Origin of the sequence: Eubacterium segne (genome assembly GCF_014287775.1) — a bacterium.
Taxonomy (GTDB): Bacteria; Bacillota; Clostridia; order Lachnospirales; family Lachnospiraceae; genus Eubacterium_G; species Eubacterium_G segne.
The window spans coordinates 105,065-127,137 of sequence record NZ_JACOOZ010000006.1 but is presented as its reverse complement, the minus strand read 5'-3'; the positions used below and the strand labels follow the sequence as shown (position 1 = coordinate 127,137).

Annotated in this window: 21 protein-coding genes and 1 pseudogene; 2 read left to right on the top strand and 20 right to left on the bottom strand. The window is 34.8% G+C overall.

Features of this window, described 5'->3' with window-relative positions:
• Nucleotides 1-51: 51 nt before the first annotated feature.
• Entirely contained in the window at nucleotides 52-963 is a 912-nt protein-coding gene (gene gpr / locus H8S00_RS09470; protein WP_186840467.1) for a GPR endopeptidase, read from the bottom strand.
• 220 nt (nucleotides 964-1,183) lie between these two features.
• Between gpr and rpsT the strand changes: the two genes are divergently transcribed.
• On the top strand, nucleotides 1,184-1,447 hold the full coding sequence (gene rpsT, locus H8S00_RS09465; protein ID WP_021953813.1) for a 30S ribosomal protein S20: 264 nt from the start codon (nucleotides 1,184-1,186) through the stop codon (nucleotides 1,445-1,447).
• A gap of 79 nt (nucleotides 1,448-1,526) precedes the next feature.
• On the opposite strand, the gene holA is transcribed toward rpsT, so the two are convergent.
• The 14 genes from holA to argC form a co-directional block, all read right to left on the bottom strand.
• Nucleotides 1,527-2,510, bottom strand: coding sequence for a DNA polymerase III subunit delta (gene holA, locus H8S00_RS09460; protein WP_186840466.1), 984 nt, complete (start codon nucleotides 2,508-2,510; stop codon nucleotides 1,527-1,529).
• Nucleotides 2,511-2,555: 45 nt separating this feature from the next.
• On the bottom strand, nucleotides 2,556-4,958 hold the full coding sequence (locus H8S00_RS09455) for a DNA internalization-related competence protein ComEC/Rec2 (protein WP_186840465.1): 2,403 nt from the start codon (nucleotides 4,956-4,958) through the stop codon (nucleotides 2,556-2,558).
• Nucleotides 4,959-4,970: 12 nt separating this feature from the next.
• Nucleotides 4,971-5,942 carry a GerMN domain-containing protein gene (locus H8S00_RS09450; RefSeq protein WP_021953810.1) on the bottom strand — a complete coding sequence of 324 codons (972 nt, stop codon included), beginning with the start codon at nucleotides 5,940-5,942 and terminating at the stop codon, nucleotides 4,971-4,973.
• A 15-nt stretch (nucleotides 5,943-5,957) separates the two neighbouring features.
• Nucleotides 5,958-7,412, bottom strand: coding sequence for a sensor histidine kinase (locus H8S00_RS09445; protein WP_021953809.1), 1,455 nt, complete (start codon nucleotides 7,410-7,412; stop codon nucleotides 5,958-5,960).
• 4 nt (nucleotides 7,413-7,416) lie between these two features.
• Complete coding sequence (locus H8S00_RS09440) at nucleotides 7,417-8,103, bottom strand: response regulator transcription factor (protein WP_021953808.1); 687 nt, start codon at nucleotides 8,101-8,103, stop codon at nucleotides 7,417-7,419.
• 13 nt (nucleotides 8,104-8,116) lie between these two features.
• On the bottom strand, nucleotides 8,117-8,719 hold the full coding sequence (locus tag H8S00_RS09435; protein ID WP_186840464.1) for a ComEA family DNA-binding protein: 603 nt from the start codon (nucleotides 8,717-8,719) through the stop codon (nucleotides 8,117-8,119).
• A gap of 98 nt (nucleotides 8,720-8,817) precedes the next feature.
• A complete protein-coding gene (locus tag H8S00_RS09430; protein WP_186840463.1) occupies nucleotides 8,818-9,246 on the bottom strand; it encodes a DMT family transporter in 429 nt (142 codons plus the stop codon).
• Between the two features lie 51 nt (nucleotides 9,247-9,297).
• Nucleotides 9,298-10,638, bottom strand: coding sequence for a sensor histidine kinase (locus H8S00_RS09425; protein WP_021953805.1), 1,341 nt, complete (start codon nucleotides 10,636-10,638; stop codon nucleotides 9,298-9,300).
• Nucleotide 10,639: 1 nt separating this feature from the next.
• On the bottom strand, nucleotides 10,640-11,326 hold the full coding sequence (locus tag H8S00_RS09420) for a response regulator transcription factor (RefSeq protein ID WP_021953804.1): 687 nt from the start codon (nucleotides 11,324-11,326) through the stop codon (nucleotides 10,640-10,642).
• A gap of 32 nt (nucleotides 11,327-11,358) precedes the next feature.
• Nucleotides 11,359-13,002, bottom strand: a complete 1,644-nt coding sequence (locus H8S00_RS09415) for a Na/Pi cotransporter family protein (RefSeq protein WP_021953803.1) — start codon at nucleotides 13,000-13,002, stop codon at nucleotides 11,359-11,361.
• Nucleotides 13,003-13,181: 179 nt separating this feature from the next.
• Entirely contained in the window at nucleotides 13,182-14,363 is a 1,182-nt protein-coding gene (locus tag H8S00_RS09410) for an aspartate aminotransferase family protein (protein WP_021953802.1), read from the bottom strand.
• Nucleotides 14,364-14,372: 9 nt separating this feature from the next.
• Nucleotides 14,373-15,302, bottom strand: a complete 930-nt coding sequence (gene argB / locus H8S00_RS09405) for an acetylglutamate kinase (protein ID WP_021953801.1) — start codon at nucleotides 15,300-15,302, stop codon at nucleotides 14,373-14,375.
• A gap of 31 nt (nucleotides 15,303-15,333) precedes the next feature.
• Nucleotides 15,334-16,566, bottom strand: coding sequence for a bifunctional glutamate N-acetyltransferase/amino-acid acetyltransferase ArgJ (gene argJ / locus H8S00_RS09400; RefSeq protein ID WP_186840462.1), 1,233 nt, complete (start codon nucleotides 16,564-16,566; stop codon nucleotides 15,334-15,336).
• Nucleotides 16,567-16,578: 12 nt separating this feature from the next.
• Nucleotides 16,579-17,619 (bottom strand): N-acetyl-gamma-glutamyl-phosphate reductase, encoded by a 1,041-nt coding sequence (gene argC / locus H8S00_RS09395; RefSeq protein WP_021953799.1) that lies wholly within the window; start codon nucleotides 17,617-17,619, stop codon nucleotides 16,579-16,581.
• 266 nt (nucleotides 17,620-17,885) lie between these two features.
• Between argC and H8S00_RS09390 the strand changes: the two genes are divergently transcribed.
• On the top strand, nucleotides 17,886-19,112 hold the full coding sequence (locus tag H8S00_RS09390; RefSeq protein ID WP_021953798.1) for an argininosuccinate synthase: 1,227 nt from the start codon (nucleotides 17,886-17,888) through the stop codon (nucleotides 19,110-19,112).
• A gap of 123 nt (nucleotides 19,113-19,235) precedes the next feature.
• Here the strand turns inward: H8S00_RS09390 and H8S00_RS09385 are convergent, their stop codons facing one another.
• The 5 genes and pseudogenes from H8S00_RS09385 to H8S00_RS09365 form a co-directional block, all read right to left on the bottom strand.
• Nucleotides 19,236-19,796 carry a DUF2247 family protein gene (locus tag H8S00_RS09385; RefSeq protein ID WP_021953797.1) on the bottom strand — a complete coding sequence of 187 codons (561 nt, stop codon included), beginning with the start codon at nucleotides 19,794-19,796 and terminating at the stop codon, nucleotides 19,236-19,238.
• Nucleotides 19,784-19,894: pseudogene (locus H8S00_RS09380) on the bottom strand (transposase); the annotation flags it as partial. The pseudogene H8S00_RS09380 and the gene H8S00_RS09385, both read right to left, overlap by 13 nt.
• Nucleotides 19,895-20,193: 299 nt before the next feature.
• Complete coding sequence (locus H8S00_RS09375; RefSeq protein WP_021953796.1) at nucleotides 20,194-20,643, bottom strand: hypothetical protein; 450 nt, start codon at nucleotides 20,641-20,643, stop codon at nucleotides 20,194-20,196.
• A 2-nt stretch (nucleotides 20,644-20,645) separates the two neighbouring features.
• On the bottom strand, nucleotides 20,646-21,650 hold the full coding sequence (locus tag H8S00_RS09370; RefSeq protein ID WP_186840460.1) for an RHS repeat-associated core domain-containing protein: 1,005 nt from the start codon (nucleotides 21,648-21,650) through the stop codon (nucleotides 20,646-20,648).
• Nucleotides 21,619-21,789: a hypothetical protein gene (locus H8S00_RS09365; protein WP_021953794.1), complete on the bottom strand. Its 171-nt coding sequence runs from the start codon at nucleotides 21,787-21,789 to the stop codon at nucleotides 21,619-21,621. Before H8S00_RS09365 ends, H8S00_RS09370 begins: the two co-directional genes overlap by 32 nt.
• Nucleotides 21,790-22,073 lie beyond the last annotated feature (284 nt).

Genomic DNA, 22,073 nt, shown 5'->3' with positions numbered 1-22,073 from the left:
CCCACTTTGTCCCACTGATATAGTATATGCCACAAGTTTTACCCTTAGAACTTAATTAAATAATTCCCTGCAATATTTATTAAGTCCATGAGCAATGGTTGTGCTTAGATTTTCCACAATTTCATCCACATCCTTTGGTGTTACAAACATCTGCTCTGTTTCCTCTGACAAAAGTTCTTCAAACAGCTGGTATTTCTCCTGCTCTGTATAATCTTCAAAAAGTTTTACCACGGAATTATTTTTAACTGAAGATAGAATTTTAATTAAATTTTCCATAGTGTCATTAACAATGGTAGCACCGCTTACTACCATGGGAACGCCAATGGCAATAACCTTTCGGTTTAATGACTCCTGATTTATTCCTTTCCTATGGTTACCTATACCTGACCCCGGAGTAATTCCCGTATCAGTAATCTGTATGGTTGTAGTTATTCTCCTTACATTACGGGCAGCTAATGAGTCAATAGCAATAACTAAATCAGGATTTACTTCATTTATAATCCCCTTAATTATGGAAAATGTTTCCATTCCTGTTTGGGAAAGTACCCCCGGAGAAACACAATATACTCCCTTTCCGATTTCTATTTTTTCCACGGTTTTAGGCCCTAATGCATCAGGAGTGGCATAAAGGTTTCCCAGCCCCACAATCAATACACTTTCAGGTCTCTGTTTTTCCATAATTGTTACGAGGTTGTCAGTTAATTCTTCAGCAATTTTCTTTCTGAAATCATCATCATTATCCTTTAACAGTTTAGTTTCCATTGTAACGTAACATCCCTCAGGCTTACCCATCTCACCAGCACCCTTTTCGTTAAATATATCCACTACCGTAGTAGTCATATGCATGTTTTCATCATATTTTTTATTTATTTTTACACCTTCAATTTCAACATTTTCCTTAAATCTTTCCCTCTCTTCCAGGGCTAAATCTGTATATATATTGTTATTTTCCAAAAAAGACATTTTCTTCTCCTACTAATTTAATACCTATAATTAGTTTAAGCATCTTTTAATGTTTTATTAATTATTTTTCAATAATACTATTGACATATTATTTTTCTTTTACTAAAATAATCTTTGATGTCTGCGTCGACGTCCGCATTTCCAGTGGCGCAGATAGATAACAGGATTTCCAATCTCTCTCAACGGAAATCTGAAACGTTAATAAGCGGAGGTATTAAAAATGGCTAATATTAAGTCAGCAAAGAAAAGGATTTTAGTTAATCAGACAAAGTACGAAAGAAACAAATCAGTTAAGTCAGCTGTTAAGACTGCTGTTAAGAAAGTTGAAGCTGCTGTTGAAGCAAACGACAAGGCTGCAGCTAACGAAGCATTAATCGCAGCTACAAAGCTTATTGAAATGGCTGGTTCAAAGGGGATTTTCCACAAGAACAATGTTGCCAGAAAAGTTTCAAGATTAACAAAATTAGTTAACACTATTGCATAATTAATTGCAACAAAAATAAGAGGCTGTTGTTTTTTCACTTGTGTTGAAACAACGGTCTCTTATTTTTTTCTTTTATTTACTATCTGCTTTTTCTGCTGTACTTAACTAAAAGCATTTCCACCCCTATATTTTCATCCAAGCGTCCTGATTTTATTAATTCTTCCGTACTTATACTTTCTGCCAGCCCTGCCTTAAGCTCCGAAACCGTAAAGTTTCTGCTTTGGGAAATGCTCTTAGATGCTATAAATCCCTGAACACCCATAGCTCCTGCTATTTGTTCTTTACTCATACCTCTGGCAGATAAATCCTTTGCCTGAAGAATAAGATTAAACTGTCTGCTTATCATAAACAGTATTCTCATAGGTGGCTCTTTTTCTGCTATAAGTTCATAATAACAGTCTAATGTTTTTTGCTGATTTTTTACGGATATGGCATCTATCATATCAAAAATTCTCACATTTAACTGCTTAATGCACACTGCATCAATATCATTTTTATTAATAACATTTTTGTCATAGGCATAACTTATAAGTTTTTCAATTTCCTGTGACAAAATATCCATATCTGTTCCCACATTAGCAATAAAATACGCCATGTCAGCCTTTGTTATCTTCTTTCCATTGTAGTCAAAAATTTTGGCAGCCCACACTTCAATATCCTTTTCGCTCTGGCGGTTTATTTCGCATATATATCCGTTTTTCTTTACTGCCTTATACATTTTGCTGCGCTTGTCCACGTCCTGCTCCACAAAGAGAAAAATGGTAGTTTCAGGAATTTTATCCATATACTCAGCCAACTGTTCTCCACCGGTTTTAAACAAACCTGACTGCTCTAATACAATAAGTCTGTACTTTGCAAAAAAAGGAAATGTTTCAGCATTATCAATAACTTCATTTATGTCAATGTTTTTTCCCTCATACAGGGCTAAATTCATTGTATCTTCCCCTGCTATTGCCTTAATAAGCTGATTTTTGTAGTTAAGCTTAAGGTATTCCTCTTCTCCGCAAATTAAATATGCATTTTTGAAATTTCCACTTTTAATATCCTGTGCTAATGTTTTCACTTCTTACCTCTGCCATTTTTTATTAAACTATGTAATATCTTACCTTTAATTCTTCATAACGTCAATTTCCATATTATTTTCCTTAGAAAAAATCTCTATCTCACCGGATAAATCCGTCCGTAAAATCTTTGAATTTAAACTTTTAAGCTTATTTATGGTTTCAGTCCCCGGATGTCCGTAACTGTTATCTTCCCCTACAGATATAACAGAATACGCCGGCATCACTTTTTTTAAAAATTCCATATCCGAAGAATATTTTGAGCCGTGATGTGCCACCTTAAGAATTGTATAGTTATTATCTATTTTATTTATAATGCTTTTTTCTATTTCTGCCGGGATATCCCCGGTAAACAACGCCGAAAAGTTTTCATATTTCAAGCTTAAAACTGTTGAATAATCATTTCTGTTATCAGATATATATTTCCCATCAGGATGAATACATTTAATTTCCACTTTGCCCAATTTCATAGTGTCTCCCTCTTTTATGTATAACACCTGTATTCCTTTTGTTTTTGCTGCTGTAAGTAATTCATCATATGCTTCATCCTCATAGGAAACATGGGGCATTACCAGATTTCTGATTGTCAGACCGTTTTCAGTATTCATATTTAGAATTTCTTCTATTCCACTTATATGATCCTTATCGGCATGAGTTATAACGGCATAATCAATAACCCCTGTACCTGATGCCTTTATGCAGGGAATCATTCTGTATTTAGCCACATTTTTTACATCACTGCTTCCTCCATCTATTATTATGGTGGTACCATCATCTGCCTTTATAAAAATTCCGTCTCCCTGTCCCACATCCATAAACTGAATATCAAGTCCTTTTGATGGTGTATAATAAATAAAAAATCCTGATAAAATACTTATTCCCATAACAGCCAGACGTATTTTAAAATCGAATTTTCTCTGCTTTTTCAAAATTATCTGACTGCTTATGACTTTCTTACCATTTTCATCAATCATCTCTTTTATATTGCAGTCTTTTTCGTAATTCTTTCTTACCAGTGTAAAACAAAACAGGAAAAATACAATCACCATGTAATATAACACTATGATCTTTATTGTCGGTTTTCCCACCACAATCACCGCTCCCGGTATTTTAAGAACATTTTCACATAGAAAAGTATAAACTTCTAATATAAGACACCCCGGTGTCAAGGCAGTTTTTCCCATTAAAATACTAAGAAATCCCATACCGCTTCCTGCTATCGCCGATATTACCACTATTCCCAACAGTGGAACCACGATAATGTTTAACATAAACGAATATGTCGGCAACTGGAAATAATTATATGCAATTACAGGATTCATAAATATTCCTATGCACAAACTAAGAACAATACTGTTGGCTATTTTGGATTTGATGTTTATTAAATAAACCACTTTAGGCCAGATTATGGTTATGGTAATCATGGCACAAAAAGACATTTGAAAGCCTGAATTAATAATTATAAAGGGATTATCTGCTAACAGAATAAGTGCCGATAAGGATATGGCTGTAATGTAATCATACTTTCTTCCTAAAATTTCTCCTATTAGTTTTAAAACAAACATCACGAATGCTCTTATGGTGGCAATTCCCATGCCTGATGTTATGGCAAATAATGTAACAACTGCTATGGTCAGGGCAGAAGACGTTGCAAAGGAAAATCTTTTTCGAAGCAGGCTATATAAAAACATACCAATTAAGCTTATGTGCAAACCACTAATTGCCAAAATATGGGCTATTCCCGATAAAGAATACAAATCCTTTATTTCCTGATCCAGTTCTGTCTTATCTCCCATAAGAATTGCAGAAAAAATTCCTGCCTTATTACCATACAACCACTTATCTTTCCCATTAGTATCACATAATTTTGAAAACATCCCTACAACATATTCCCTTAACGTACAAAGCTTATCTCTTAAGAAATCGTAATTATCATCTGACACATAATACTCTTTTACTGCTATTTTGGTTGTAATTCCAATGGATAAATAATACTTTTTGCTGTCAAAATTTCCTTTGTTACGGGCAACTTCAAACTGCTGAAATTTCCCCTTTAAATATATCTTATTTCCTATTTTTAAATCAGGTTCTGATTGAAAATAAGCAATAATATTTCCACACTCCCTATTATTAATTAAGGCATTTTTCAAATATACATTATAGCCGTACTGTGTTTTTAATATTTTATCAACACTTCCCTGACCTTCCCCCTCTATATTGCCTAACTTCCATGCCACATCCCGCTGTAACATTTTATTGTTAGTATTTAAAAAACCTAAAGAAATAAACAAAAAAATCACCACAAAAACACCTACATGCTTTTTTGTAATGATTTTTATAATAACCATTATTAAAATAACCGGTATAAAAACGGCTATGTTTAATTTTAAAACAGCTATTACCTCTCCAAGTACAAAGACCAATAACAACACAAAAATCGGTCTTTTCATAACTGTCTCCTATTAATTATCTAACTTTAATTTAGTAGTATCTTCCTCGCTTTCAATTAAATCAAGGTTCCTGATAAAAGGCTCTGATAGAGATATATTATTGTGATATTCTAACATTGCATCACCGTTGATACTTATCTGGACTTTGTGAATTTCATTTAGTCCAGATAAAGAATTTACTATAGAATATATAACTAATGTATCTGACACTGTGCTTTGCTCGTTTAAAAAGCTTTCGTCAAAATCTACATAACAGATATTGTTTGCAGTCATAACATTAACCGTCTTTATCTTATTAGAAAGTGTAGCTACATACCCTTTCTTCTTTGGTCCTCTGATTAACTGTTCCACAATAAACTGTTCCTTTGACTTTTCCCCATACTTAGCATTCATAAGCTTGTATTCCTTAAGCATATTACCCTTTTTATTGGCAAAATACAAAACAAAATCCGCTGTGGCATGAGTATTGGTTCCACCCCCTAAATCTGCCACGAAATCTGAGGCCTTCATTGTGCCCACAAGACTTCCGTCCTTTTGTCTTAAAGGTGCATCATTTACGGTAAATGCCACATAATCTATACCTTTTATCTGTGTTAATGTAAGTACCATTGCTGAGCGGCACAATACCTCCCTGTCAGCAGCCAACATGGAATATTCTTCTGAAAAATTAATTGTGGCAATTCTGTCAGTAATATCGTATCCGTTAATTTTAACCTTTTCAGGTACTGCCGCAGCTTCCCCATCCTGCTTACCATTTTGGGTTAATTTTTCAAGACATTCCTCCGTCAGCTTAGCAGTATCCTTTTGAGTTAATGTAACCCTTTCATTAACAAGTTTCTTTTTATCCAAATCAACATAATAAATCCTTGTACCTGTAGTTGCACTTTTTCTGCTTTCTCCACAACCTGCCAAAACCGCAACGGCAGCAATGCATACTACTAATAACATCATTATTGCTTTTTTATTTAACTTATGATTTTTCATATATTTACCTGCCATTTATGGAATATACTTAAGAGGAATTCTAACAGTAAAGGTAGTACCTTCCCCTTCTTTGCTGTGAATCTTTATGGAGCCATGGTGCTTAAGCACTATATCCTTTGTAATTGCAAGTCCCAGTCCTGTTCCTCCGGTTTCTCTCGACCTTGCCTTGTCCACTCTATAAAATCTGTCAAATACCCTCTTTTGGTCTTCCTCTGATATACCAATTCCGGTATCTGTAACCTTTAAATAAAAATACTGATGATCCGAGTTAAGGGATGCCGTCACAGTTCCGTCAGTATTATTGTACTTAATTGCATTCTCCACAAGGTTTGTTGCCACACTGGCAAATTTTATCTGATCTACATCAGCAATAACCGGTCTGAAACTTTCAAACACAAGTTCAATGTTTTTTGCCTCTGCAATAGGCTTTAATCTCTTTAACACAGCCTCTAATATTTCATTTATATTTACTGATGAAATATTAATTTCAATATCCTGCTTTTCTAATTTTACCAATTCCAGCAAGTCTGTAATAATGTCATTTTCCCTGTCAATTTCCTTACATATATCCTGGAGAAATTCCTGATATAATTCTTCCGGCATTCCCTGCTGACCTATGAGAGATTCAGCTAAAACCTTCATGGAAGTAATTGGAGTCTTTAATTCGTGGGATACATTAGATACAAATTCCTGTCTTGTTTTGTTCTGGGTATTCATTCTGTCTACAGTCTTTTGGAATCTCTCAGTAACCTCAACCACTTCAGAATAATCTCTCTTACGCTTATTAATTTCCTTTCCCTTAGAAATATTTTCAATATTATCCTGAACCCTCTTTAACGGTCTGCTAAATAATCCTGAGCACATCCATGCCAATACAAGGGCTAAAACTGTCAAAATGCAATCTACCATAACAGTGTATCTTTTTATTTTGTCACCATATGTATCCACATCTGCAATTGAATAATTAATATACAACGCCCCAATTATCTTTGATTTGGTTTTGCCCCCTGAATCCGGTGCGGTACTAACAAGAGGTATGGCAAACTCCACATATTGCTCTTTTAGATTCTTAACATATATATTCTCGCCATCTATACACTTCAAAACACTGTCCGAAATACTTGTTTTTCCGATTTCGCTACTGTCTGTATCCTTTAAAATGGTATATTGTCTGTTAATAATCTCAATTCTGCAATTATACTCTTTAGACAATTGTTCAATCTGGGTATCTACAATTTCAGACTTTAAATTTTCAATATACCCTTCACTTATAATGCTGTTTTTAAGCATTGTATTATTAGACTTAAATCTGTCTATCTGCTTGTCGGTATATCCGTTAATAGCCATAACCGCAATGAACACACTAAGCAGTATTGCCGGAATCATTACGGATACAGCTACAATCATAAACACTCTGAATTTTAAACTTTGAATACTTCTTACAAACCTGCTAACTGACTTTTTCTTCATTTAACTAACCCTGAAAATAATATCCCATGCCCCATTTAGTATGAACATACTCTGGTTTTGCCGGATTTTCCTCAATCTTTTCTCTTAACCTTCTTACATTTACATCAACAGTTCTTGCATCACCGGGATACTTTGACCCCCAGATAATGGTAAGTAACTGCTCTCTTGAGTATATTTTTCCCGGATTTTCAGCCAAAAGCTTTAATATATCAAATTCCTTAACAGTAAGTTTTATTTCAATGTCTTCTATGTACAAGCGCTTTGCTTCAATATCTAACTTCATCTTACCTGAAATAATAACCTTCGGCTCCTGTGGTACACTGACGCTTCTCTTTTTGTTTCTTCTTATAATAGCCTTAATTCTCGCTTTAACCTCTAATATATTAAAAGGCTTTGTAATATAATCATCAGCACCATATTCAAGACCTAAAATTTTGTCCATGTCATCCCCTTTAGCCGTAAGCATTATAATTGGCATATCAGAAAACTCCCTTACCTGCTGGCAAACCTCATATCCTGATAATATTGGAAGCATTAAGTCAAGAAGTACAATGTCATACTCCTTCTCCTTACACTTATCTACCGCTTCCTGTCCGTCATATGCACAGTCCACTTCGTATCCTTCCTGCTCTAAACTGAATTTCAGCCCTTTTACAATTAACTTTTCGTCATCAACCACTAAAGCCTTCATTTATTATCCTTTCTTAATTAGCCGTAATTTCATTACTTATTTTTTTAAACAGCGCATCCCCAATTCCCGAAACCTTCTTTATGTCCTCAATATTGGTAAAATTACCATTTTCATTACGGTACTGTATAATCGCCTTTGCCTTAGCTTCACCTATGCCGCTAAGTCCGGTAAGTTCTGCTACGTCTGCACTGTTAATATTAATCTTTCCTGAACCGGTTTTGTTATCATTATTTTGATTTTTTTCATTAGATATTAACTTTTTGTATTGTTTCTTAGTGATTATATTTATATTCTGGCTATCTGCCACTGTTTCTGCCTGATTAATATAGTCCTTCTTTGCTGCTTTAATCATTCCTCCGGCTTTTTCTATCACTTCAAATACCCTACTGCCTTGTTTTACTGCATAAACCCCCGGCTTTTTCACTGCTCCCGTAACATACACATACAAATCTTTAGCCTCTGTCGCAATCTCCTGCCTGGTTTTTGTTTCATTTTCACTTTCTAATGAAACACTGTTTTTGTTATTTTCACATCCGGAAAAAACCACTAAAAAAAATAACGTTAAAATGCCAATTACAACTAATGCTGTATATTTTTTATTTAATTTATTAAACATTCATCCTCCTATTGGAGTTTCCCCATGAACGCATATAATATAATTATACAAAATATAAAAAAGTTAGCAACATTCAAATTGAACAATTTTAATATTTTTTATCGGTGAAAAATGTAAATTCCTACAATTGCCACTAAAGCACCTACTAATTTGCTCCATTCAAAACCTGTTTTTTCAACTCCAAACAATCCAAAAACCTCAATAAGATATGCCACTACTATCTGTGAAATTACTATTATCATTACCGCCTGAGCCGGCCCTAAGCTATCCATGCTTTTAATTACCGTTAAAGTAATAAATGCTCCTATAACGCCTCCTAACAGCATATACTTGTTTTCCATTTGAAACATTCCCGTAACATTTTGTTTTCCGGTTATAAACCATGCTATTACGCAAACAAAAAAAGCAGTCAGCTGTACCCACGAATTGGCGGCCCATACACTACTGCTTTTTGTAACTTCTGTATTAAAAACACCCTGAATACTCATAAGTGCTCCTGAAATTAATGCTATTATAAATCCCCACATAACTACTCTCCTTAAAACTTAATAGTTATATGATTACCGGATTTTTCTACATTATGCATCTTTTTCAATTTTTGTAAATTCAATGGAAATAACAGTTCCCTGACCTATTTCACTTTTAATCACAATTTCAGCATTATGCTGTTCTGCTATATGCTTAACTATTGCAAGACCAAGTCCCGTTCCTCCTGTTTTCTTTGAACGTGCCTTGTCAACTCTGTAAAATCTTTCAAAAATACGCTCCTGCTCCTTTGGGGCAATTCCTATTCCATCATCCTTTACCCTTAAAATAATCTTACTATCCTTTTCAAACACTGAAACCCACACATGGCCCTTTGGCTTATTATATCTGATGGCATTGTCACAAAGATTATATAAAATCTCCTGAATCATATTCTGATTTCCATAAATAATACAATTCTTTTCTATATCCTTAGCAAGAAGGGTTATTTTATGCTTTTCAGCATGCATTTGTAACATTTCCACACAATTTTGTGCTTCATCACTTAAATCCACCGGAGCCTTTTCCATATTTCCATCCATAACATCTAACTGAGACAATTCAATGATGTCATTAATTAGTGATAAAAGTCTGTTAGCACTCTTATGTATTTCACTGGCAAAATGTTTAATATCTTTTTCCTTTGCTATTCCTGTTTCAATAAGTTCAGCATATCCGGAAATAGCTGCTAACGGTGTCTTTAGTTCATGGGACACATTTGCCGTAAAATCCTGTCGCATATTGGCACTTTTCTTCAACGCCTTATGCTGGCTGTGAATTTTGTCAAGAAACGGCTGGATTTCCTCATAACTTTCTAATACCTGATCATCGTCTAAATGTTGAGCCATTTGCTCAATAGGTTCCACCAATCTCTTTGCCAAAAGCTTTGATGCCACAAGACAGATAACTACCGTAAGTAACATTTCTGCCATAAGTATTGGCAAAATGTTAAAGCAGAACTGCCAGATACTTAAAACTTCCTTTGCAACTCTGATAACTCTTCCGTCACTCATTTTTTCCGCATAATAATACGTGGTTTTATCAAGGGTACTGGATTTTCTTTTTGCCTCTCCACTTCCCTTTTCTAAAGCCTCATGAACTTCAGGACGATTTCCATGATTTTCCATGGTTCCAATATCAGCATTGCTGTCATATATTACCTTTCCGTCACTATCAATAACGGTAATTCTCAAATTGTCAATTTGAGGATCAAAATCCTTTTCCACATATTCCAAAACAGCTTCCGTTGATTTTAAAATATGAACGTGGGTTTTCAAGTCCTCCATTACCTGTTCGCTAAACAATCCGTGAAAAACTACAACTGTAATACACATTGTAAGCAACATCATGGCAACAGAAATACTTGTCATTCTTGAATATAATTTCTTTTTCACTCTATCTGTCCTTTCTGTAATTCAATGTATATCCCACATTTCTTACAGTCTGTACTAATGCTCCCTTGTCACCCATTTTTTTTCTCAATGTCTTTATATGCATATCCAGAGTTCTTGATTCCCCTTCATAATCAATTCCCCACACACGGTCTAATATCTGTCCACGCTGAAGGACAATTCCTGAATTTTGCATAAGCATTTTTAATAATTCATATTCCTTAAAAGTAAGTTCACATGGATTTCCATCAATGGTAACCTGATGTTTTGCATCATCAAGAACAATCCCCTCAAACTCCAGATTCATGGCGGCATCATCTAAACCTGCCCGTCTTAACACTGCCTTAACCCTTGATATAAGTTCCATTATTCCAAAAGGCTTGGTAATATAATCATCTGCCCCCTGATCTAATCCCTTAACCTTATCCATTTCAGTAGTCTTTGCAGTAACCATTATTATCGGAATCTTTGCAGTGCCTGCACCTGTTCTCAAATCCCTGAGTATGCTTAAACCGTCTCTGTCCGGAAGCATAACATCAAGAATAACCAAATCAGGATATTCAGCCTTTATTTTTTCTTCAAAATCCTTTGCATTTTTAAAAATCTCCACACTATATCCTGCATTTTTCAGTGCGAATTGCTCGATTTCTGCAATATTCTTATCATCTTCTACTATATATATTTTCTGCATTCTGTTCTCCCTGCGAAATTATAAACAGTGTTTTATTTTTTTTCAGGAAGTATTGAGTATGCGATATTTATGGCGTGGTCCGCAATTCTCTCATATCCTATAATCAAATCCGTAAATATAAGACCTGATTCAATGGAGCATTTGCCTGCTGCCATTCTTTCCACATGATCTTCCTGCCAATCTATCTTCATCTGATCAATAGTATCTTCTAATTTATTAATTTCCTCAAAAGTAGAATCATCCTCTTTAACGAAAATTTCTCTGGCTTTTTCAAAAATTTCAATAACCTTGTCATACATAACTTTCAGTTCATTAATTCCATCCGGAGAAAACTCTATCTTCTGTTTTTTCTCCTTTAAGGCATCATCCATTATGTTGACAGCATGGTCACCAATTCTTTCTACGTCAATAATAACATGGAACAGTCCGCCTAAACGTTCCCTGTCTTTTAAAGGGAGATCATATCTGTTAGCACTAACCATATATTCGGTTATTCCATGACTTAAATAATCTATATATTTCTCTCTTTTATATACTTCTTCTGCTGTTTCGTATTTTTTATCAATAAGTGCTTCCGATGCCAGCTTTAAGTTAGTTTCAACCATTTCTGACATTCTCTCAATTTCCTGAACCACTTCAACCAATACAGTAGCCGGAGTTCTTGCACCTGATGTTCCAATAAACTTAAGAATCATTTCATCCTCGTCATGCTCTTCACCCGGTTTTGCGTGAATAACCTTTCTTGATAACTTAATCAGAAGATTTGAGCATGGAAGAAGAATTACACACTGAGCTGTTTTAAATATGGTATCTGCGTTAGCAACAAATCTCTTGAAATTTTCTGCTCCGCTTATGGCAAACACTCCATTTATAACATGTTCCCCTGCAAAAATAAGAATAATTGAAAATACAACAAGTCCTACCACATTAAACATTAAATGTATAAATGCCGCTCTCTTGGCATTTCTGCTGGCTGACATTGCCGCCATAACAGCCGGAGTACATGAACCGATATTTGCTCCTAAAATAAAGAAAAGACATGGCAATGGTTCCACAAGTCCGGCTCCTGCTAAAAGAACCAGAACGCTTACCGTAACTGATGAACTTTGTAATATTGTTGTAACAATTAATGCTGTAATAACAGCTATAACCGGATTGTTAAGTGCTTCAAACAACACATCAAACTGATGAAATTCAGGTACATGCTGTAATGCATCTGTCATAAAATTAATTCCTAAAAACAATGAACCAAATCCGAATATTACTGCGGCAATTTTATCTAATAACGGTTTCTTGAAAAAAGAAAGAATAACTGCTCCAATAAAGATAATAAAAGGTGCCACTGCAGTAAGCTTTAATGATACTAACTGGGATGTTATTGTTGTTCCTATATTAGCACCGAAAGTTATGCCAACAGACTGCCCTAATGTCATAATTCCTGCGTTTACAAAGCCAACTTCCATAACTGTTGTAGCTCCTGATGACTGTATAAATGCAGTAAATAAAGCTCCAAATACAACTGCCTTATATTTGTTTGTGGTACATCTGTTAAGTATGCCACGTAGCTTCTGTCCTGCTGCCTGCTGTAAACTGTCACTCATGTATTTCATACCAAAAAGAAACAGCGCCAGACCACTTAGTAAATCCATTACTAAATTCATCATTGTGTAATCCATAATGTCTTATCTCCTATGCAATGTTAATTTCTAAATTATTTTAATTACATTCCTATACAGAATAGTACCTTAACATTCCTATGTAAAGTCTATGTAAAATTTTAACATAAATTTTACATAAAAACCAGAAAAAAAGAGTGTCAAAGTATTTAAACCCTGATACACTTTCTTAATTACTATTATATACATTCTTTTAGAATATTAATCATTTCATCAACATTTTCTTTTGTTATAATAAGTGGTGGCAATAATCTAAGTACATTTCCCGCTGCTGAAATAACCAGCAGTCCTTTTTCTATTGCCTTGTTAATTGTATCTCCCACAGGTGTTTTTAGAACCAGTCCCTGCATTAAACCTTTTCCACGTCTTAAAACAATATTTTTATTTTCATTAACCAACTCATCCAGTTTTTCCTCCAAATAAGCGCCTACATTTTTTACATTTTCAAGGATATTTTCTTCCTCATATATGTCAAAAACTGCATTAACTGCTGATGTAACAAGAGGATTTCCACCGTAGGTTGTTCCATGGTCTCCAGGCACTAAAGAGTTGCAGCATTTCTTTCCTGCCACAAAGGCTCCAACAGGCACCCCGCATCCCAATGCCTTAGCAGATGCGATTATGTCAGGCTTTACATTATAATTCTGAAATGCAAACATTTCTCCTGTACGACCCATTCCACACTGAACCTCATCACAAATCATTAAAATATCCTTTTCATCACATATTTTTCTGATTCCTTCAATAAATTCCTTATCAGCAGGATAAATACCGCCTTCACCCTGAACAGGTTCTAAAATAATGGCACATGTTTTATCATTTACTAATGCCTTTACACTGTCTAAATCATTATATTCAGCAAACTTTATACCTGAAATCATAGGGCCAAAAGGCTTCTGATAATGCTCATTTCCCGTAAGTGCCAAAGCTCCCATGGTTCTTCCGTGGAATGAATGTCCCATGGCAATTATTTCATGATCTGACTTTCCATCACGGTCATAAGCATAACGTTTTGCCATTTTTAATGCACCCTCTATGGCTTCTGCACCACTGTTTGTGAAGAATGCCTTTTCAAGCCCTGAAGCCTTAACTAATTTTTCAGCTGCTAAAACTGCCGGCTCATTGTAAAACAAATTAGATGTATGCATTATTTTATCAATCTGTGATTTAATTGCATCTGTATATTTTTTATTTCCATAGCCTAAGCTGGCAACACCTATTCCCGATGCAAAATCCAGATATTTTTTTCCATCTGCATCATAAATATACACACCCTTTGCCTTATCCATTACGATTTTATATCTGTTATATGTGTGTACAAAATATTTGTCTCCAAGCTCCATATATTCCTGTGTTGTCATTTTCTTCTCCTACTTTCCTAATTCAGTATCTGTATAAAACTTTTCCTGTTCATCATCTAAAATTGCTGTTCCAATACCTTTGTTGGTAAAGATTTCAAGCAAAATACTGTGAGGTATTCTTCCATCTAAAATATGTACTCTTGATACTCCGTTTTTAATGGCTCCCATACAGTTTTTAATTTTTGGAAGCATTCCACCTGCAATTATTCCATCATCAATAAGCTTTTGTGCCTCTGAAACAGTCATTTCAGATATAACAGATGCTGCATTATCAGGGTCCATGTAAACCCCTTCCGTATCTGTTAAAAATGCAAGTTTCTCTGCCTTTACAGCTTCTGCTATGGCACTGGCAGCATCATCAGCATTAATGTTATATCCGTGGAAGTTTTCATCTAAACCAATAGGACATACGATAGGAAGGAAATCCTTTTCTAACAAATCTAATAAAATATCTGTATTTACCTTTGTAACTTCTCCTACATATCCTATATCTTCTCCTTCAGATAATTTCTTTTTAACTGTTAAAAGTCTTCCATCTTTACCACTTATTCCAATAGCTCTTACCCCTAACTGTTCCACTATCTGAACAAGTTTTTTGTTTACACTGTTAAGAACCATTTCTGCTGCATCTAATGTTTCATCATCTGTTACACGCAAACCATTAATAAACTTTGTATCCATTCCCAATCTGTCAATATGACGGCTGATTGCCTTTCCGCCGCCGTGAACAATAATAGGTTTAAAGCCTACTAACTTTAACAATGTTATGTCCTGAATAACACTTGTCATAAAATCCTCGTCAAGCATGGCACTTCCGCCATATTTTACAACAATAATCTTTCTGTTAAATCTCTGGATATAAGGCAATGCTTCAATAAGAACATCTCCTTTCTCTATCCATTTTTCCATATGTAAATTCTGCTGTCCCTTCATTAACATTACCTTTTGCCTCTCTTCTTCCTTTTTTATATTAACTTCTGTAATCCGCATTAATGCTTACATATTCATGGGTTAAATCACATCCCCATGCCGTAGCTTCATATTCTCCCATTTTCACGTCTGCAATAGCTGTAACTTCGTTTTCTGAAAGAATCTTTGTGGCAACCTCTTCACTGTAATCTGTTGCCATACCATTTTCTACTATCTTGATTTTTCCTGCTTTGCTTTCAAAATAAATATCTACAATGTCAGGATTAAATTTTGCATTAGAATATCCCATTGCGCACAAAATTCTTCCCCAGTTTGCATCATGACCATAAATTGCAGCCTTTGTAAGACTTGAAGTTACGATTGACTTTGCAAGGGTAACTGCCTGTTCCTTACTTTCTCCGTTAATAACTTTAACTTCAAAAAGTGCTGTGGCACCTTCCCCGTCCCCTGCAATTTTCTTTGACAAATAAACATTTACCTCATGAAGTGCTTCCACAAATTTGTAATAATCCTCATCCATAACCATAATGGTTCTGTTGTTTGCCAGTCCGTTTGACAAAAGCAGTACCGTATCGTTAGTTGATGTGTCTCCATCAACAGATACCATATTAAATGTATCTTTTATATCTTCACTTAATGCATGATAAAGTAAATCCTTTGAAATTCTTACATCCGTTGTGATAAATCCAAGCATTGTACACATATTTGGATGAATCATTCCTGAACCTTTACACATTGCACCTATTTTACATTTTTTCCCGCCAATTTCAAATTCAAAAGCAATTTCCTTTGGCATTGTGTCAGTAGTCATTATTGCCTGGGCAGCCATATGACCACCTTCCTCTGTTTCATCCAGTGTTGGAGCTAAAAGTCCTATTCCGTTGACAATTTTGTCCATTGGCAACTGGGCTCCAATAACACCTGTAGATGCCACTAAAACCTCATCCTTCTTTATGTCAAGTGCATCTGCCGTAGCCTGTGCCATCTCTTCACAATACTTCATACCCTGTTCTCCTGTACAGGCATTGGCAACACCACTGTTACATACAACTGCATGTACAAAAGGTGAACAATAAATAATATCCCTATCCCATTTAACCGGGGCAGCCTTAACCTGATTAGTAGTAAAAGTACCGGCAGCCACACACGGGGTTGCACTATAAATCATTGCCATATCTTTTTTCTTTGGATTTCCCTCTTTGATTCCTACTCTAAGTCCCATTGCAGCAAATCCTAATGGAGCAGTAACTCCGCCTTTAATCTTCTTTAACATTGTATATCCTCCTTATGGGAACATAGGAACCTGCTTCAGTCCCTCATTCTCTTCTAATCCAAATAATAAATTCATGTTCTGGACAGCCTGACCTGCAGCTCCCTTTATAAGATTATCAAGGGCACCCATCATAATAATTCTGCCTGTTCTTTCATCTATTTTAAAGTTTACGTCAACAAAGTTGCTTCCTTCTACCCACCTTGTTTCAGGGCACACATCTTTATCTAATACTCTTATGAAAAATTCATTTCCATAATACTTGTCATATATTGCCCTGACTTCATCATATGTAACTTTCTTTTTAAGGTTAGCATATGCAGTTACCAAAATTCCTCTCTGCATTGGAACAAGATGAGGTGTAAAGTTAATAATCACTTCTTCACCTGCTGCGTAACTTAACTGTTCCTCTATTTCCGGTGTATGTCTGTGGGTAGTTACCCCATACGCCTTAATATTTTCATTTACTTCACAGAAAAGATTAGGAACCTTAGCTCCTCTTCCGGCTCCTGATGTACCTGACTTTGCATCCACTATAATGGATTTCGGATCAATTAATCCTTCCTTAGCTAACGGATAAATCGAAAGAATACTACAGGTTGTATAACATCCCGGATTGGCAATAAGTCTTGCCCCTTTAACTTTATCTCTGTTTATCTCACAAAGTCCATACACAGCTTCATCAATAAACTGTGGACTCTGGTGCTTTATTCCGTACCATTTTTCATATGTAGCAACATCTTTTATTCTGAAATCTGCACTTAAGTCTATTATCTTAACTTTATTTAAAATTTCTTCGGTAACTAATGAGCCACACAATCCCTGAGGTGTAGCTGTAAATATCACATCAACTTCATCTGCAAGTTTCTCCATATTATCATCGAGGCATTTGGCATCAACTATTTTAAACATATTTCTAAATACGTCTCCGTAGTTTTGATCCACATAGCTTCTTGAACCATACCATATTACTTCTGCTTCCTTATGCTGCTGAATAAGACGTACTATCTCAACTCCCGCATATCCCGTAGCACCAATAATTCCTACTTTAATCATCACAAAACCTCTCTTTTTTATCAATTACTCTGATATGATATTTTAGTCTTTTCATTATTAAAATACAAGTCCAAGCTTCACATCCTGGCATATTATACACCCATCCCAGAAATTATGCAAGTTTTATACACAACTTTCATAAATTATTCATATAATCTCATTTTTTTCTTGATTTTTATGCATCCATGATGTATAGTATCAGATGTTAGAGTTATGTCTTTGATTTAGACATTTAAAATAAGAAAATATATTGGAGGATTTGTAAAATGGCAAAAGAAAAAGTTGTTTTGGCATATTCAGGCGGACTTGATACTACAGCTATCATCCCTTGGTTAAAGGAAAATTATGATTATGACGTTGTTTGCTGTTGTGTAGACTGCGGACAGGGAAATGAATTAGACGGACTTGATGAGAGAGCTAAATATTCAGGTGCAGCTAAATTATACATAGAAGATATTACAGATGAATTCTGTGATGATTACATTGTTCCATGTGTACAGGCAGGTGCAGTTTATGAAAACAAGTATTTACTTGGTACCTCAATGGCAAGACCGGGTATTGCAAAAAAATTAGTTGAAATTGCAAGAAAAGAAGGTGCTGTTGCTATTTGCCACGGTGCTACAGGAAAGGGAAATGACCAGATTCGTTTTGAGCTTGCCATTAAAGCATTAGCTCCTGATATTAAAATCATTGCTCCTTGGAGAGATGATAAGTGGACAATGGATTCCCGTGAAGCTGAAATTGAATATTGTAAGGCTCATGGTATTCATCTTCCATTTGGAACAGACCAAAGCTACAGCCGTGACCGTAACCTCTGGCATATCAGCCATGAAGGTCTTGAACTTGAAAATCCGGCTAACGAGCCAAATTACGACCACCTTTTAGTATTAGGTGTTACCCCTGAAAAAGCTCCTGATGAAGGTGAATATGTTACAATGACTTTTGAAAAAGGTGTTCCTACATCAGTCAACGGAAAGCAGATGAAGGTATCTGATATTATACGTGAATTAAACAGACTTGGTGGAAAACATGGTATCGGTATTGTAGATATTGTTGAAAACCGTGTTGTAGGTATGAAGTCCCGTGGTGTTTATGAGACTCCCGGTGGAACAATTCTTATGGAAGCTCATAAACAGCTTGAAGAATTAGTTCTTGACCGTGATACAATGAATGCGAAAAAAGATATGGGCAACAAAATGGCACAGATTGTTTACGAAGGAAAGTGGTTTACTCCTCTTCGTGAAGCTGTACAGGCCTTTGTTGAATCAACTCAGGAATATGTTACAGGCGAAGTTAAATTTAAACTTTACAAAGGAAACATCATTAAAGCCGGAACAACTTCTCCATATTCATTATACAGTGAAAGTCTTGCATCATTTACAACAGGTGATTTATATGACCACCACGATGCTGAAGGATTTATCACATTATTCGGTCTTCCTTTGAAAGTCCGTGCAATGAAAATGCAGGAAGTAAAAAATAACAATAAATAATATTTGAGAATTCGGTTTGGATTTTCCCATGAAAAACATTCCGTTTTCAAAAAAAAACAGGACTAATCAGTACATAATACCGGTAGTCCTGTTTTTTATTATATTCCACAGTATTCTTTTAATCTACCTTTTCAATCGCACTAATTTTTTTCTTTGCTGTAATAAATATTCACTCCAATTATTATAAAATAAATTGTTTTCTTTATCCAACTCATTTTTCGAAGGTATGTAACTAACAACCTTTTTCATTGATTCTGGAAATCCAAAATCATCATACACTACTTCAATAACTGTAGCAGGGTTTTCGAAGATTTGTTTGTTTTCATACAAATAATTCATAACAGCATAAAGTATTTTATCTTTTGCTTCTTGTCTTTCTTCAACTGTTGTTCGTTCAACAAATTTATTTATATAGTTTTCTATTATTTCTTCTCGAATCAACTCATTTGCCTTTATACACGCCAATTCTATTATTAAATCATCACTTTGATCCAGTTCCATTAAATGCACGGCATATTCAACTGCTGCTTCAATATCAAAATAATCATTTTCTATTGCAAACATAATGTCTGCCCAATTTATCTGAACTAACCGCAGAGCATAGGTAACAGGTATTTTAATTGAAAGCGAATTTGTAGGGCAAGTACTGTTAACTATCAACTCATCTATTATTTCATTTCGCATAGTTTTATCAATATATCACGTGTATTTTCCCTGTATGCTCCATATATTGCTTTTCTCATATACTTTGGGATAAATACTATGTGATACTTACACATCATTTGTCTTATTTGCCATTAAAATCACCTTTCCTTTCGTTTATAATCGGCTTGAACAACCTTATTATAAATGGAAATGTGATTTTTTGTATAACATCTACCGCGCACCCGCATAGCGGGTGGTTTATGTTTCGCACGCTTTGCGGACTCAACAGGGGCACGACCCATAAGTTAAAACTCACTAGTCTCCTGCTATGCAGGTGGCTAGTGAGTTTTAAACCAGCAAGGCACAACATTTTATGATATTATAAATGTTGCATCTTACTTACAACTTGTTATTTAACACTTTCATTCTTTATTTTTTACTCATCAAATCCAACAAATGTAGTATAAATTAACTTTCTTTTCCAAGATTTAATGTCGGGCATATGCTCTTTTACAAAATATATCGTCTGATAAGTGAATTTTCTTTCTCCCTTTTCTCCACAACAATATATGCATATTCGACCTGACTCTTTTTCTATTTTTGATACTTGCCCTATCTTGTAACGAAAAATCTCCTTATTAGTAACAATCTCCACTGTTTCACCATTCACTAAATGAACCCCTATTACCATATTTTGATAATGTCTAAAAAGAAAGAGCATTATTCCTCCCCCCATTTCTATCGCCAATATACACAAAAGAACAATTTTCCACTTTCCTTCACATATATTCATTACCATTGCCGGCACCAATACAATCGTTAAAAAGATACATACTAAGATATTTACTATTTTAATATGTTTAAAAAATTTTTTTCCAATATTCATAACTAATATATCCTTATATTTTTATTATTATATACACGAATCGTTTTTTTCATCGCATAAATATATATATTGGTATATTGAGAATATTTTGTCACTTTAACTTTAGCACCTATATGAGATTTTGTTACTGATGTCCCATTTTTTATACTAGATAATTTCCATTTAACTATTGTCCAAGTCCATCCACCTTTAACTTGCCAATACGGAATAGGTGCAAAAGATGCTCCATAACCAACACTTGCTGAAAATCCATTTCCATTTTGTGATAGTTCTGCAGCTCCTGAACCAGATAGATGTATACCAACACTAAACGATGCTCCTGTTGACAAACCAATTCCATTTAAGCTATTTACATTCTTCTTTTTAGGATAATACGCAAGATAACCACTAATATATGCAGACGCATTAGTAATACAAAGTACTCCAAATGCAAGTGTTACTGATAAATTTGTTCCATCATAATTTACACCCACCATAACATAAAGTCCTAATACAAAGGCAGCACCCAACTCAATTCCTGCTGAAACTACCCAATATCCACTAGGGTCAATATATTTTATTGGATTATTATTACAATAAACATATAAATTATCTTTAAATATACTTCCTTCATTAATTCCTATAATTTCCGTATCATCTGCATTAACAAATCTACAAATATTAGTATCATAATATCTGCTCTGCAGATAATAAAATCCCGTCTCTTCATCCCTGTAATAACTTCGATATGTTATATGATTTAATGCGTATGCAGTCTCATTTCCTTCATAACATACCGTGTCAGTTATATTTCCCCACGCATCATATGCATAAGTAGCGATTTCTGTCCCTCTTGCATCCAGAAGTCCGATGACATCTCCCTGAAGATTTTTCTCATAGTATACCCTTGTCTTCTTCAGGCTGTTATCCATTTCACTTATCTGGCTGTACTCAAAACCGATAACGCTGTCATTGCTGTCATAAAAGTACCAGACATCATATGCCTTTTCCGTTGCCTTGTAGGTCACTATATGTTACGCCATCATATCCCCTCACTACTCCGTATTTCATAAGCAACTCATCATATTCTTTCAATATGCTTCGTTCATCTTTGTATATTTCCTGCCTTCTTTTTTCTAAAAAATCAATTAGTTGATTACTTTTCATACCTGACATCCACTCCTTTTATGACTTTGCCTGTATGTATCTTATAGCCTCAGCGCATTTTCCAGATTTCATCATTTTCTCTGATTAAATTATACACTTAAGCTCCACTAACCTAAATATACAACGCCCTTTATTCAATTCATATATGGATACCCGCTAAAGTCAAATGATACAAATTCCAGTTTAACGTATTTTTTCCCTTCTCTGTCACGATAGAAGTGATTTTTCTCATCTACATATGAAAATAAATTTCCAACATTTAGTACAACTTAATAACTAACCAT

Excerpts from the sequence above, each read along its gene's own strand:
- gpr (WP_186840467.1), bottom strand. The coding sequence starts at position 963 with ATGTCTTTTTTGGAAAATAACAATATATATACAGATTTAGCCCTGGAA.
- rpsT (WP_021953813.1), top strand. The coding sequence starts at position 1,184 with ATGGCTAATATTAAGTCAGCAAAGAAAAGGATTTTAGTTAATCAGACA.
- H8S00_RS09455 (WP_186840465.1), bottom strand. The coding sequence starts at position 4,958 with ATGAAAAGACCGATTTTTGTGTTGTTATTGGTCTTTGTACTTGGAGAG.
- H8S00_RS09450 (WP_021953810.1), bottom strand. The coding sequence starts at position 5,942 with ATGAAAAATCATAAGTTAAATAAAAAAGCAATAATGATGTTATTAGTA.
- H8S00_RS09445 (WP_021953809.1), bottom strand. The coding sequence starts at position 7,412 with ATGAAGAAAAAGTCAGTTAGCAGGTTTGTAAGAAGTATTCAAAGTTTA.
- H8S00_RS09440 (WP_021953808.1), bottom strand. The coding sequence starts at position 8,103 with ATGAAGGCTTTAGTGGTTGATGACGAAAAGTTAATTGTAAAAGGGCTG.
- H8S00_RS09435 (WP_186840464.1), bottom strand. The coding sequence starts at position 8,719 with ATGTTTAATAAATTAAATAAAAAATATACAGCATTAGTTGTAATTGGC.
- H8S00_RS09430 (WP_186840463.1), bottom strand. The coding sequence starts at position 9,246 with ATGTGGGGATTTATAATAGCATTAATTTCAGGAGCACTTATGAGTATT.
- H8S00_RS09420 (WP_021953804.1), bottom strand. The coding sequence starts at position 11,326 with ATGCAGAAAATATATATAGTAGAAGATGATAAGAATATTGCAGAAATC.
- H8S00_RS09415 (WP_021953803.1), bottom strand. The coding sequence starts at position 13,002 with ATGGATTACACAATGATGAATTTAGTAATGGATTTACTAAGTGGTCTG.
- H8S00_RS09410 (WP_021953802.1), bottom strand. The coding sequence starts at position 14,363 with ATGACAACACAGGAATATATGGAGCTTGGAGACAAATATTTTGTACAC.
- argB (WP_021953801.1), bottom strand. The coding sequence starts at position 15,302 with ATGTTAATGAAGGGACAGCAGAATTTACATATGGAAAAATGGATAGAG.
- argJ (WP_186840462.1), bottom strand. The coding sequence starts at position 16,566 with ATGTTAAAGAAGATTAAAGGCGGAGTTACTGCTCCATTAGGATTTGCT.
- argC (WP_021953799.1), bottom strand. The coding sequence starts at position 17,619 with ATGATTAAAGTAGGAATTATTGGTGCTACGGGATATGCGGGAGTTGAG.
- H8S00_RS09390 (WP_021953798.1), top strand. The coding sequence starts at position 17,886 with ATGGCAAAAGAAAAAGTTGTTTTGGCATATTCAGGCGGACTTGATACT.
- H8S00_RS09385 (WP_021953797.1), bottom strand. The coding sequence starts at position 19,796 with ATGCGAAATGAAATAATAGATGAGTTGATAGTTAACAGTACTTGCCCT.
- H8S00_RS09375 (WP_021953796.1), bottom strand. The coding sequence starts at position 20,643 with ATGAATATTGGAAAAAAATTTTTTAAACATATTAAAATAGTAAATATC.
- H8S00_RS09365 (WP_021953794.1), bottom strand. The coding sequence starts at position 21,789 with ATGAAAAGTAATCAACTAATTGATTTTTTAGAAAAAAGAAGGCAGGAA.